The sequence below is a fragment of the Pedobacter terrae genome (assembly GCF_900100705.1).
Classification (GTDB): domain Bacteria; phylum Bacteroidota; class Bacteroidia; order Sphingobacteriales; family Sphingobacteriaceae; genus Pedobacter; species Pedobacter terrae.
In genome coordinates, this window is record NZ_FNCH01000016.1 from 57,893 (window position 1) to 70,419 (window position 12,527).

Genomic DNA, 12,527 nt, shown 5'->3' on the forward strand with positions numbered 1-12,527 from the left:
GATATGTCTTACAAAAAGGATAATAAATTAAAAAGCAATTTCACATCCATCACAATTAGCTTATCGTCTCCGGAAATTATTTTGGAACGTTCAAGCGGTGAGGTGTTGAAACCAGAAACCATTAACTACCGTACTTACAAACCTGAGCGTGATGGTTTGTTCTGTGAGCGTATTTTTGGTCCGGTAAAAGATTACGAATGTCATTGCGGTAAGTATAAACGTATCCGTTACAAGGGTATTGTTTGTGATCGTTGTGGTGTTGAAGTAACAGAAAAGAAAGTACGTCGTGAGCGTATGGGACACATCGCTTTAGTGGTTCCTGTTGCGCACATCTGGTATTTCCGTTCATTACCAAACAAAATCGGTTATTTATTAGGTTTACCTACTAAAAAATTAGATTTAATTATCTATTACGAGCGTTATGTAGTGATCCAATCGGGCTTAATGGCCGAGGAAGGTATCAACTACATGGACTTCTTAACTGAAGAAGAATATTTAGATATCTTAGATAAATTACCTAAAGAAAACCAATACTTGGACGATAAAGATCCTAATAAATTCATCGCCAAAATGGGTGCTGAAGCATTAGAAGATTTATTAAAACGTATTGATTTAGATACTTTATCTTATGATTTACGTCACCAGGCCGCTAACGAAACTTCTCAACAACGTAAAAATGAGGCTTTAAAACGTCTTCAAGTTGTTGAAGCTTTCCGTGGTGCCAATACCCGTATTGAGAATCGTCCTGAATGGATGATTGTTAAGATTGTTCCGGTTATTCCACCAGAATTACGTCCGTTGGTTCCATTAGAAGGTGGCCGTTTCGCTACTTCCGATTTAAATGATTTATACCGTCGTGTAATTATCCGTAACAACCGTTTAAAACGTTTGATCGAGATTAAAGCACCAGAGGTAATTTTACGTAACGAGAAACGTATGTTACAGGAAGCTGTAGATTCGTTATTTGATAACTCACGTAAAGTTAACGCGGTAAAAACTGAAGGTAACCGTGCTTTGAAATCACTTTCAGATATCCTGAAAGGTAAACAAGGTCGTTTCCGTCAGAACTTATTGGGTAAACGTGTGGATTATTCAGCCCGTTCGGTAATTGTTGTAGGGCCTAGCCTTAAATTACACGAGTGCGGTATTCCGAAAGATATGGCTGCTGAGCTTTACAAACCGTTCATTATCCGTAAGATGATTGAGCGTGGTGTGGTAAAAACAGTTAAATCTGCTAAGAAAATCGTTGATAGAAAAGATCCGTTAGTTTGGGATATTTTAGAAAATGTATTAAAAGGTCACCCGGTATTATTAAACCGTGCACCTACGCTACACAGACTAGGTATCCAGGCTTTCCAGCCAAAATTAATTGAAGGAAAAGCAATCCAGTTACACCCATTAGTTTGTACCGCATTCAACGCCGATTTTGATGGTGACCAGATGGCTGTGCACTTACCATTAGGTAACGCAGCAATTTTGGAAGCCCAGGTTTTGATGCTTGCAGCACATAATATTTTGAACCCTGCAAACGGTACACCAATTACTGTACCTTCTCAGGATATGGTTTTGGGTCTTTATTATATTACTAAAGGCCGTAGAACTGATGAAACCAGAGTGGTTAAAGGACAGGATTCTGCTTTCTATTCTCCGGAAGAAGTTATTATTGCTTATAACGAGAAAGAATTAGACTTGCATGCATTTATCAAAGTAAGGGTAAATGTTAAGCAAGCCGACGGTTCTATCGTTAATAAATTAACTGAAACCACTGTAGGTAGAGTATTGTTCAACCAAATGGTTCCTGAAGAAGTTGGTTATATCAATGAATTATTAACCAAAAAATCTTTAAGAGATATTATTGGTGAAGTAGTGAAAATGACTGGTATGGCGCGTGCTTCTCAATTCTTAGATGATATCAAAGAATTAGGTTTCAAAATGGCATTCCAGGGAGGTTTATCGTTCAACTTACAAGACGTAAACATTCCGGTAGAAAAACATACTTTATTAGAACAGGCTGCAGCGGAAGTTGAAGAGGTAAGAAACAACTATAACATGGGTTTCATTACCAACAACGAACGTTACAACCAGATCATCGATATCTGGACCCGTATCAACAACAGGTTAACTACATTTGTTATGACTCAGTTATCATCAGATAACCAAGGGTTTAACTCGGTTTACATGATGCTTGATTCAGGTGCACGTGGATCTAAAGAGCAGATTCGTCAGCTTTGCGGAATGCGTGGTTTGATGGCAAAACCTCAAAAATCAGGTTCAGGTGGTGATATCATCGAAAACCCGATCTTATCAAACTTTAAAGAAGGTTTATCGGTATTAGAGTACTTTATCTCTACTCACGGTGCGCGTAAAGGTTTGGCGGATACGGCGTTAAAAACGGCGGATGCGGGTTACTTAACCCGTCGTTTACATGATGTGGCCCAGGATATGATTGTTAATGATAACGATTGTGGTACTTTAAGGGGTATGTATACTACCGCTTTAAAAGATCAGGAAGATATCGTTGAGCCATTATACGACAGGATTTTAGGCCGTACTTCATTACATGATGTGTACAATCCACTGGATAACACATTATTGGTAGGTGCAGGCGAAGATATTAACGAAGATGTAGCTAAATTGATCGAAGAATCTCCGTTAGAGGGTATCGAGATCCGTTCAGTATTAACTTGCGAATCTAAACGTGGTGTTTGTGCATTATGTTATGGCCGTAACTTGGCATCTGGTAAACGCGTTCAAAGAGGTGAGGCAGTTGGTGTAATTGCAGCACAATCCATCGGTGAGCCGGGTACACAGTTAACACTTCGTACTTTCCACGTGGGTGGTACTGCATCAAACATTGCTGCAGAGTCGAACATCGTGGCTAAGTTTGATGGTGTTATCGAATTTGAAAATATCCGTACAGTAGATACACAAACCGAAGATGGTACCGTACAGGTTGTATTGGGCCGTTCAGGTGAGTTTAGAATTGTTGAGCCAGGAACCGGACGTGTTATCGTAACCAACAACATTCCTTACGGTGCATTCTTGTTCGTAAAAGAAGGTGATAAACTTTCAAAAGGCGATAAGATTTGTTCGTGGGATCCGTACAACGCGGTTATTCTATCAGAATTTGCCGGTAAAGCACAATTTGATGCCATTATTGAAGGTGTAACCTTCCGTGAAGAATCAGATGAGCAAACTGGTCACCGTGAAAAAGTAATTATCGATACACGTGATAAAACTAAAAACCCTTCAGTTCAAATTGTTGATAAGAAAGGTGAATTCATTAAAGGCTATAACATTCCAGTAGGTGCCCACGTTTCAGTTGATGAAGGTGAAGCCATTCAAACTGGTCAGATTATTGCTAAAATTCCTCGTGCAACTGGTAAAACCCGAGATATTACAGGTGGTTTACCTCGTGTAACAGAATTATTTGAAGCACGTAACCCATCTAACCCAGCTGTAGTAACTGAAATTGATGGTGTGGTAACTTTAGGTGGTGTTAAACGTGGTAACCGTGAGATCACAATCGAATCTAAAGATGGTGAAGTTAAAAAATACCTTGTTCCATTGTCGAAACATATCCTTGTACAGGATAACGACTTTGTGAAAGCTGGTATGCCATTATCTGATGGTTCAATTTCTCCTGCGGATATCTTATCAATTAAAGGCCCTGCAGCGGTTCAGGAATACCTAGTAAATGGTATTCAAGAGGTTTACCGTTTACAAGGTGTGAAAATTAACGATAAACACTTCGAGGTGATTGTTCACCAGATGATGCAGAAAGTTCACATCGAAGATCCGGGGGATACTATTTTCTTAGAAAACAATGCTGTTGACCGTTGGGATTTTGCTGACGAGAATGATGCAATGTACGATAAGAAAGTGGTGGAAGATGCAGGTGATTCTACAGATTTAAAACCTGGTCAGATTGTTTCATTACGTAGGTTAAGAGATGAAAATTCTCAATTGAAACGTAAAGATTTAAAACAGATTACGGTTAGAGATGCAAGACCAGCTACTGCAAGTTCTATCTTACAAGGTATTACACGTGCATCATTAGGTACTAAATCGTTCATTTCTGCGGCTTCGTTCCAGGAAACTACGAAAGTATTAAATGAGGCAGCTATCGCAGGTAAACGCGATAATATGTTAGGCTTGAAAGAAAACGTGATCGTTGGTCACTTAATCCCTTCAGGTACTGGTGTACGTGGGTACGAGCGTATCATTGTAGGCTCTCAAGAAGAATACGATAAATTATTAGCCTCTAAACAAGAAGAAGTAGAAGCTTAATTTTATTAATATTTGTTTTAAAACTCCCTCAATATTGAGGGAGTTTTTTGTTTGGAATAGATTTTATAACTTTAGTTGTATTAGGATAATTTATGATGACAGATTCTTAGCACTAATATCTGACGCGATCGTCCTGCTGAACTTGTTTTACAAGTAGAAATAATATTTTTAGTGGCCTTGTAGCTACTTTGTGGTCAGCATCTTTTCATCAAGTAGACCCTGAAATAAATCCGATAGCTATCGGATCAGGGTGACGAGGTAGGAAGAACAAAAATAATTGAACTCAGTCAGTAAATAAGAATAAACGTAATAGAGTTATGCATGAAGTTAATAACAAGAAAGAGATCTTAGCTACCAAAGAAGATATATCCAACATGCAAAAAAATCTATGTAGTAGCGTTAATTCAATTTTTAGCAATTATTGGATCAGTAATAGGGATTGTAAATTTTATGATTAAATAGGTTATTTAAATAAGTTCTAATATAATATACTAAATTCCGCCATTAAGCAGCGGAATTTTTTATTTTTGAAGCATTATGGAAGAACAACAAAACGAAAATCAATTAAATATAGAATTATCAGAAGAAATTGCTGAAGGAATTTTTTCTAACCTGGCTATCATTACTCATTCTAATACAGAATTTGTATTGGATTTTATCCGCGTAATGCCGGGTATTCCTAAAGCAAAGGTAAAGTCGAGAATTATTTTAACTCCAGAGCATGCAAAACGCTTGTTATCAGCATTAGAAGATAACATACAGAAATTTGAAGCTGTAAACGGGCGCATTAAGACTCAGGAGGAACCACCTTTTCCAATGGGTTTTGGCGGACCGACTGCACAGGCTTAAACATATAAAATTCTTACACACAAATATTTGCTTACTATGTTAGCATAGTATATATTTGTATATAACCATTTATAAATGAAAAAAATTTTATTGAGCGCATTACTTTCTGCCCCACTTTGGGTTTTGGGGCAGGGTTTCCAGGTTAATTTACAAGGTCAGAAGCAAATTGGTATGGCTGGTGCGGGTTCTGCACTGGCTTTAGATGAAGCTTCTGTATTTTATAATCCAGGTGCAGTAACTTTCTTAGAGAAAAACTCAGTTTCAGCAGGAGTAAACCCATTACTATTTAAATCAGCCTTTAAACAAACAGGTTCAAATGTTACGGAGAATGTGAAGGATAAAATTGCTCCTCCTTTCGAATTTTATGCTGTTTGGGGACCGAAATCAAATAAATGGAAACTTGGTTTAGGTGTTTATACTCCATTTGGTGGTTTAGTTGATTGGGGAAATGACTGGTCTGGCAGATATGCACTAACCTCATTAAATTTAAAAGCCATTTATTTCCAGCCTACCTTGAGCATAAAAATTACCGATCGTATTGGTATTGGTGCTGGTTTCGTGTATAACCATGGGGATGTTAATCTTCAACGGGCTTTACCTGTTAATTTTCCTGACGGCCGCTCTGGCCATGCTACTTTAGAAGGAACCGGAAAAGGTTATGGTTGGAATGCAGGTTTATACATTAAAACCTTGAGCAATATTTCATTTGCACTTGTTCACAAATCGAAAGTAATTACAAAATTAGATAATGGTACTGCTGAGTTTGATGTGCCAAATTCATTGAGGTCATCATTCCCCGCAGGAAACACCTTCAACGCAGAGTTACCTTTACCTTCAACAACAAGCTTAGGTATAGGCATTCCGTTATCTCAAAGCACTACATTAGCATTTGATGCGAGTTGGGTACAATGGCATATTTATCAGGATTTATCATTTGATTATGCTACCAATACCCCGGCACTGGCTGATACAAAATCTGCCCGTAACTATCGGGATGGTTCGTCGTTCAAACTAGGTATTAATCACCAGGCTTCAGAAAAATTAGCTTTAAGGGCTGGTGTGGGTTATGCACTTTCACCTGTACAGGACGGTTATGTAACGCCCGAAGCACCAGATGCTGATCGTTATATTTTAAGTGCTGGTTTAGGTTATACACCTACCCGCCATTTCGAAGTAAATGCATCGTTCTTTTTTGAGGATGTTAAATCGCGTAAGCAAAAGAATATAGAAACAGGCCTGGATGGTACTTTTAAAACTTTGGTTTATGCACCAGGTATTTCATTAACTTATAAATGGTAGGAGAATTTCAGATGAAAAAATATATATTAAATAGTTTCATTGCTGCTGCCATTCTTTTCACCGCAGCTTGCAAACCGGAAATTGAAACACCTGCAGGTACCTCGGCAGGGCAAGCGAATTTCAGCAAATATATTGCTATCGGTAATTCATTAACCTCAGGTTATGCTGACGGAGGATTATATTTAGAAGGCCAGAAAGCGGCATATCCAAATTTAATTGCAGCGAAGATGTCTTCAGTAGGGGGAGGAGCTTTTACTTCTCCATTTTTTACTGAAGAGCATTCAAATGGCTCTGGTTATATTTCGCTAACAGCACTGGTTAATGGTACACCAACTCTAACTCCCGTTATAGATAAATTAGCTTTTAGAGATCCTGCGAAACACCTAGATAAGTACAGCGGTGAAATCCAAAATTTAGGTATCCCAGGTATGCGTGTCGATTTATCTTTCGATCCAACACTTACATTTAGCGCTGCCAATCCTTTTTTTGAGCGTTTATTAACTGATGCGCAAGTAGGTAAAACCAATTATTTTCAATATATCCAGGGAAGAAACCATACCTTTTTCTCCATCTGGTTGGGAAATAACGATGTATTGGGTTATGCTTTAAATGGCGCCGTAACCGTTGCTGGTGATCCAACTACAGTGTTAACAGATAAAGTAACCTTTTCTTCGTTATATGCTAATTTATTAAATGCCTTAACCGCTGGTGGCCAGAAAGGTATAGTCGCCACTATCCCTGATGTAACAGCTATTCCATATTTCAATACGGTTAAGCCATCTGTGTTACTTGCTGCAGCAAAAGCAGCTAATCCGGCTGCACAAGCCGTATTTATTCAAACTGGTACTGGTGCGGTTAGAGTAGCTACTGATGAAGACTTAATCCGTTTGCCATTCCAATCGGCTGGTTTATTTGGTCAAGGTACCATTCCTTATGGTTTGCACCCACTAAATCCAATAACAAACAATTGGGTATTGGATAAAGATGAAGTAGTCAAGGTAAAAGATTATGTAAATAGTTATAACAGTAGCATTAAGTCTATTGCTACCAGTAAAGGTTTAGCCATTGCAGATACCTATGCTTATTTTAATCAGGTAAAAACTGGCTTAACGGTACAAGGTATTGGCATCAATGCTGCATTTATTTCAGGAGGTGCCTTCTCTTTAGATGGGATTCATTTAACGCCCCGTGGAAACGCAGTAATTGCCAATGTGTTTATCGATGCGATTAATGCAAAATATGGTTCTACTATCCCAACTATTGATGTTACACAGTATAGAGGAGTGAAATTTCCTGATACAAAATAAGAGTTTGAGATTTATAAAAAAGGGGGCATAGTTTCTATGATCCCCTTTTTTATTTGTCGGTTATTTTATTCTCTGCAAAGTTGATAATTTCTGTGCTTTGATCAGGCCCAAACCAGTTAATCTCTTCATCTCTCCTAAACCAGGTCAGCTGACGTTTGGCAAAACGACGGGTATTTTGTTTAATAGCGGCAACGGCATCCTCAATCGCTAATTTTCCGTCCAGGTAATCGAAAAGCTCACTATAACCCACCGTATTTAAGGCGTTGTATTTTCTAAATGGTATGAGTGATTTTACTTCGTCTACCAAGCCATCTGCCATCATTTGATCCACCCTTCTATTGATCCGATCATAAAGAACAGCGCGATCTGTATTTAAACCAATTTTGATGATATTAAAAGGTCTTTCCTTTTTGGTTGCCGAAAGCATTGATGAAAGTTTTTGACCTGTTGATAAATACACCTCCAAGCCTCTGATCATTCTTTGTGGATTCTGCTGGTCTACCTTTGCAAAATATTCAGGGTCTAATTCTGCCAGTTGATTTTGGATAGCAGCCAAACCTTCTTCTTCAAACTGTTTGTTCAATTTTTCCCTGATCGATAAATCGATATCAGGCATTTCATCTAAACCATTTATTAAAGCATTTACATATAATCCAGAACCACCTACCATGATGGCGAGATCGTGGTTTTGGAAAATTTCTTCCAGTTTTTTTAATCCTTCTACCTCAAAATCACCTGTGCTGAACAGTTCCGTTACGGTATGAGAATTGATAAAATGATGCCTAGCCGCAGCTAGCTCCGCAACATTGGGTTTTGCTGTGCCAATTGCCATTTCCCTAAAAAACTGACGCGAATCTGCAGAGATAATTTCTGTGCTAAAATGTTGGGCCAATTGAATAGCCAATGCTGTTTTGCCGATCGCAGTTGGGCCAACAATGGATAATAAGGTTTTAGGGTGGCGCATGAGGTTTGTATAAAATAAAAGCTGCCAAATTTAAATATTTGGCAGCTTTTTACATTTATTATTTTAATGCTAATTAATAGTCGTCTTTATGGCTATCATCTTCGAAGTTATCATCATCGGAAAACTCATCTCCGAATTCGTCTTCTTCATTCTCTTCATCTTCGTCCCGCTCTTTCTCATTGATGCCCATTTCGCCCATAGCTTCTAATTCGTCGGTATCTTCAGGTACAAAGTTCATTTCATTTAAGAAATCAAATTCGCTGGCAGTCGCCGCAGCACCTCTTGGGTCAACAGCTTGTGGACTATTTTGCTCCATTATTTTTGGTGCTTCACCAGTGCTTTTGGCTAAAAATGGATATTCGATATTAGGGTCAGCATCTAGTATGATTTTTACCAGCTCTACATGGAAATCATAAGGGCGATCGAAATTATAGATGTAGTAAAACTTTTGATGTGGATCTTCAATAAAACCGCTGAGTTTGGAATTCTCCATTAAAACTACACGGTCTTTTTTACGTTCGTTTGGTAAATAAGCAATTTCATCGCCTTTTAACCAATTATCGGTACTTACATAAAAAGATGAAGGTTTTTCGGCATTATAACCCGTTGATCTGTGGATAGCCTTATGCAGATCTTCAAATGTTTGGTTTGATTTAATGTCGATCTCTCTCACAACATCATCAAAATCTTCAAAAGTAATTCTAAATTTATAAATAGCCATTATTGTATTTTGGAACAGTAAAAATAAAGTTAATTTACAATTACCACAAACATGATGTGCCCTAAAAGACACCATATTCATATTGTTACGGCAATTAAATTATTTATTAACAGGATTTAATCCCATTTGTTTTGCCTGATTGAGCATAAAATTAAACGCTTCCTGATAATCGTTTGTGATCTCACCTTCCAATATGGCCTCACGAATAGCATTTTTAATTAAACCAACTTCTTTACCTGCATCAAGACCGAAAGTTTCCATAATATCGTTACCAGAAATTGGAGGTTGCCAGTTTCTGATTTTATCTCGTTCTTCAACATCCTTGAGCTTTTGCTTTACCAGTTCAAAGTTGTTTCTGTATTTGGTCTTCTTGTATTCGTTTTTAGTGGTTACATCGGCATTGCAGAGCAACATCAGGCTTTCAATTTCTTCTCCGGCATCAAAAAGTAATCGCCTTACGGCTGAATCTGTAACGGTTTCCTGTGCCAGCACAATTGGGCGTAAATGAAGCTGAACCAATTTTTGCACGTACTTCATCTTTTCGTTTAAAGGAAGTTTCAGCTGTGCAAATATTTTCGGAACCATTCGTGCTCCTCTGTCTTCGTGGCCGTGGAATGTCCAGCCATGGCCTTCTTCAAAGCGTTTGGTGGCCGGTTTGGCAATATCATGTAAAATAGCTGCCCAGCGGAGCCATAAATCATCGGTATCTGCACATATGTTATCCAATACTTCCAACGTGTGATAGAAATTGTCTTTATGGCCTTTTCCTTTAATAATTTCTACACCATAAAGCTGTGCCATTTGAGGGAAAATGATATGTAGTAATCCGGTATCGAACAGGTATTTAAAGCCAATAGAAGGTTTTTTAGACAGAATAATTTTATTCATCTCATCGGTAATCCGTTCTTTTGATACAATACTGATACGCTGTTTTTGTGTTTTTATCGCGTTTAGCGCAGCCTGATCGATATCAAAATTAAGTTGTGAAGCAAAACGGATGGCGCGCATCATGCGTAATGGATCATCAGAAAAGGTAATTTCCGGATCAAGAGGCGTACGGATCAGCTTATTTTCGAGATCTTTAACCCCGTCAAAAGGATCTAGCAATTCGCCAAAACGGTCGTCATTTAAATTGATTGCCAAAGCATTGATGGTAAAATCACGGCGGAGCTGGTCGTCTGCTAATGTACCGTCTTCCACGATGGGTTTACGCGAATCAGAACGATAAGATTCTTTTCGGGCGCCTACAAACTCAATTTCTAAATCTTGAAATTTGATATTTGCTGTTCCGAAATTTTTAAAAACGGCCACCTTTGCGTTCAGTTTTTTGCCAACAGCTTCAGCATATGCTATTCCGCTGCCCACAACAACCACATCAATATCTTTTGAAGGGCGATCTAAAAATAAATCGCGCACAAATCCGCCGATTACATACGCTTCGGTTTTGTTCTTATCGGCAATTTGTGATAAGGTTTTAAATATAGGGTTTTGTAGATATTGTTGCATGAAGTTAGTTGTTTTATCGTGCTGAGATCAAAAAGCATCTGCGAGTTGTGAAAAAACAGATCCTTCGTGCTTCAGGATGACAATAAGCACTACAAAAGTAATAAAATTATCTACGGATAAATTCAAACTGTCCGCCAGGTGAAAGTTTCATGATGGTTGACGGTTTTTTGCCGGTTCGATTTTCCTGTTCAAGATCTACCACATAATCAACAGCATTGATGATTTCAGGATCAATGTCGTCAAAGAATTTTGGCGAAGGTTGTCCGCTTAAATTTGCTGAGGTAGAAACAATAGGTTTTCTAAAACGCTGGATTAATGGCGTACAAAAATCATGTTTAACAATTCTGATGCCTACGCTGCCATCGGTATTGATTACATTTTGAGCCAGGTTTTTGGCATCTGAAAAAATGATGGTCAGCGGGTTTTCTGCATATTCGATCAGGTCGTAAGCCACTTCGGGTATTTCGGTAACATAACTTTGCAGTTTGCTGTCTACATCCAATAAAACAATTAAGCTCTTTTCTGCCGGACGATTTTTTATTTTAAGTACTTTATCAACCGCTTCCGGATTTGTGGCATCGCAGCCGATCCCCCAAATGGTATCGGTAGGATAGAGGATCACCCCGCCAGATTTTAATACTTCTAAAGCTTTGTTAATCTCATCTTTTAGCATTTTGCAAAGGTAATTGATAAAGCGGAAGTTAAATAATGTTAATGTGTATTTCTATGCTGTCAGATATTCTATCTGACACTCCTAAATATTGACAAAGTAATCTCACGATCGTAACATATTATTTATTTCAATTGATGGGTTTTAACCTAATAAACTAGTATTTTAGTAATAGGTTATTAAATAAACATCAAAATGAAACATACACTTAAATGGGGTATGCTGTTTACTATTGTAATGGCATTTACCAGTTGCATCTCTGTGCTTACCGCATCAGATTACGACAAAAGAATCGATTTTTTCAAGTTGAAATCCTTTGCTTATTACAAAAAAGGAATTGAGCATTTGGAATTAAACAACCTTGACAAGCCCAGGATGTTAGATTCTCTGGAAACTGCGTTGATCAAAAAAGGCTTTAATAAATCTCACCAGCCAGATTTTTTAGTTAATATAGTGGTTTTAAGCAATATTAAAACCAGGGCAGATTGGGGTTATAGCGGAGGTGGTTATCAATGGGATGCAAATTCATCTTCATACCAATGGAGAGATTCGCAATTTGGCCCCCTCAGTACAAGCAAACCATATCAAAGTGGTACCATCATTATTGATTTTTTGAATCCTGAAACCAAGGCAATTATGTGGCATGGGGTAGGGTCAGGTTTTAATTTTGACGATTATGCAAATAGAGAAAACAAGATAAATCTGGCTGTTAAACAGATCTTATCGGAATATCCTCCGACTTATTGATTTGACCCATTTAATCCAATTGTAAAATATTTAGTCTTAGTGATATAACGTCAAAACATAATTAAGTAGAAATCGTTTTATAGATAAAAATCTGATTGTAAAAAAATGTTAAATGATTCCTTTTTGGTTTGCAAGATCGTTATATTTATGTCGGGTTATTTATACAACAAAGCA

At 37.8% G+C, this 12,527-nt stretch carries 9 protein-coding genes; 5 read left to right on the forward strand and 4 right to left on the reverse strand.

The features are described from left to right. Positions 1 to 3: 3 nt before the first annotated feature. From rpoC to BLR60_RS18105, 4 genes are all read left to right on the forward strand, one after another. The gene (rpoC, locus tag BLR60_RS18090) at positions 4 to 4,290 is read left to right on the forward strand and encodes a DNA-directed RNA polymerase subunit beta' (protein ID WP_090502371.1); all 4,287 of its coding nucleotides are present in this window, start codon (positions 4 to 6) and stop codon (positions 4,288 to 4,290) included. Between the two features lie 537 nt (positions 4,291 to 4,827). Beyond that, on the forward strand, positions 4,828 to 5,139 hold the full coding sequence (locus BLR60_RS18095; protein ID WP_029279713.1) for a DUF3467 domain-containing protein: 312 nt from the start codon (positions 4,828 to 4,830) through the stop codon (positions 5,137 to 5,139). A 75-nt stretch (positions 5,140 to 5,214) separates the two neighbouring features. Continuing rightward, complete coding sequence (locus BLR60_RS18100) at positions 5,215 to 6,438, forward strand: OmpP1/FadL family transporter (RefSeq protein WP_090502373.1); 1,224 nt, start codon at positions 5,215 to 5,217, stop codon at positions 6,436 to 6,438. Then, positions 6,432 to 7,745, forward strand: coding sequence for an SGNH/GDSL hydrolase family protein (locus BLR60_RS18105; protein ID WP_244155695.1), 1,314 nt, complete (start codon positions 6,432 to 6,434; stop codon positions 7,743 to 7,745). The genes BLR60_RS18100 and BLR60_RS18105 overlap by 7 nt, the downstream gene beginning before the upstream one ends. A 49-nt stretch (positions 7,746 to 7,794) precedes the next feature. Here the strand turns inward: BLR60_RS18105 and miaA are convergent, their stop codons facing one another. From miaA to BLR60_RS18125, 4 genes are all read right to left on the reverse strand, one after another. Next, on the reverse strand, positions 7,795 to 8,709 hold the full coding sequence (miaA, locus tag BLR60_RS18110) for a tRNA (adenosine(37)-N6)-dimethylallyltransferase MiaA (RefSeq protein WP_090502375.1): 915 nt from the start codon (positions 8,707 to 8,709) through the stop codon (positions 7,795 to 7,797). A 73-nt stretch (positions 8,710 to 8,782) separates the two neighbouring features. Continuing rightward, positions 8,783 to 9,430, reverse strand: a complete 648-nt coding sequence (locus BLR60_RS18115) for an IS1096 element passenger TnpR family protein (RefSeq protein WP_090502377.1) — start codon at positions 9,428 to 9,430, stop codon at positions 8,783 to 8,785. A gap of 99 nt (positions 9,431 to 9,529) precedes the next feature. Beyond that, entirely contained in the window at positions 9,530 to 10,936 is a 1,407-nt protein-coding gene (locus BLR60_RS18120) for a CCA tRNA nucleotidyltransferase (RefSeq protein ID WP_090502379.1), read from the reverse strand. Between the two features lie 106 nt (positions 10,937 to 11,042). Beyond that, on the reverse strand, positions 11,043 to 11,609 hold the full coding sequence (locus tag BLR60_RS18125; protein ID WP_090502382.1) for an L-threonylcarbamoyladenylate synthase: 567 nt from the start codon (positions 11,607 to 11,609) through the stop codon (positions 11,043 to 11,045). 192 nt (positions 11,610 to 11,801) lie between these two features. Here BLR60_RS18125 and BLR60_RS18130 point away from each other — a divergent pair, with 192 nt between their 5' ends. Next, positions 11,802 to 12,353 (forward strand): DUF4136 domain-containing protein, encoded by a 552-nt coding sequence (locus tag BLR60_RS18130; RefSeq protein ID WP_090502384.1) that lies wholly within the window; start codon positions 11,802 to 11,804, stop codon positions 12,351 to 12,353. The last annotated feature ends 174 nt before the right edge of the window (positions 12,354 to 12,527 follow it).

What these genes read in the sequence shown, in the direction of transcription:
- BLR60_RS18125 (WP_090502382.1), bottom strand. Translation starts at nt 11,609, where the DNA reads ATGCTAAAAGATGAGATTAACAAAGCTTTAGAAGTATTAAAATCTGGC.
- BLR60_RS18105 (WP_244155695.1), top strand. Translation starts at nt 6,432, where the DNA reads ATGGTAGGAGAATTTCAGATGAAAAAATATATATTAAATAGTTTCATT.
- BLR60_RS18120 (WP_090502379.1), bottom strand. Translation starts at nt 10,936, where the DNA reads ATGCAACAATATCTACAAAACCCTATATTTAAAACCTTATCACAAATT.
- rpoC (WP_090502371.1), top strand. Translation starts at nt 4, where the DNA reads ATGTCTTACAAAAAGGATAATAAATTAAAAAGCAATTTCACATCCATC.
- miaA (WP_090502375.1), bottom strand. Translation starts at nt 8,709, where the DNA reads ATGCGCCACCCTAAAACCTTATTATCCATTGTTGGCCCAACTGCGATC.
- BLR60_RS18095 (WP_029279713.1), top strand. Translation starts at nt 4,828, where the DNA reads ATGGAAGAACAACAAAACGAAAATCAATTAAATATAGAATTATCAGAA.
- BLR60_RS18100 (WP_090502373.1), top strand. Translation starts at nt 5,215, where the DNA reads ATGAAAAAAATTTTATTGAGCGCATTACTTTCTGCCCCACTTTGGGTT.
- BLR60_RS18115 (WP_090502377.1), bottom strand. Translation starts at nt 9,430, where the DNA reads ATGGCTATTTATAAATTTAGAATTACTTTTGAAGATTTTGATGATGTT.
- BLR60_RS18130 (WP_090502384.1), top strand. Translation starts at nt 11,802, where the DNA reads ATGAAACATACACTTAAATGGGGTATGCTGTTTACTATTGTAATGGCA.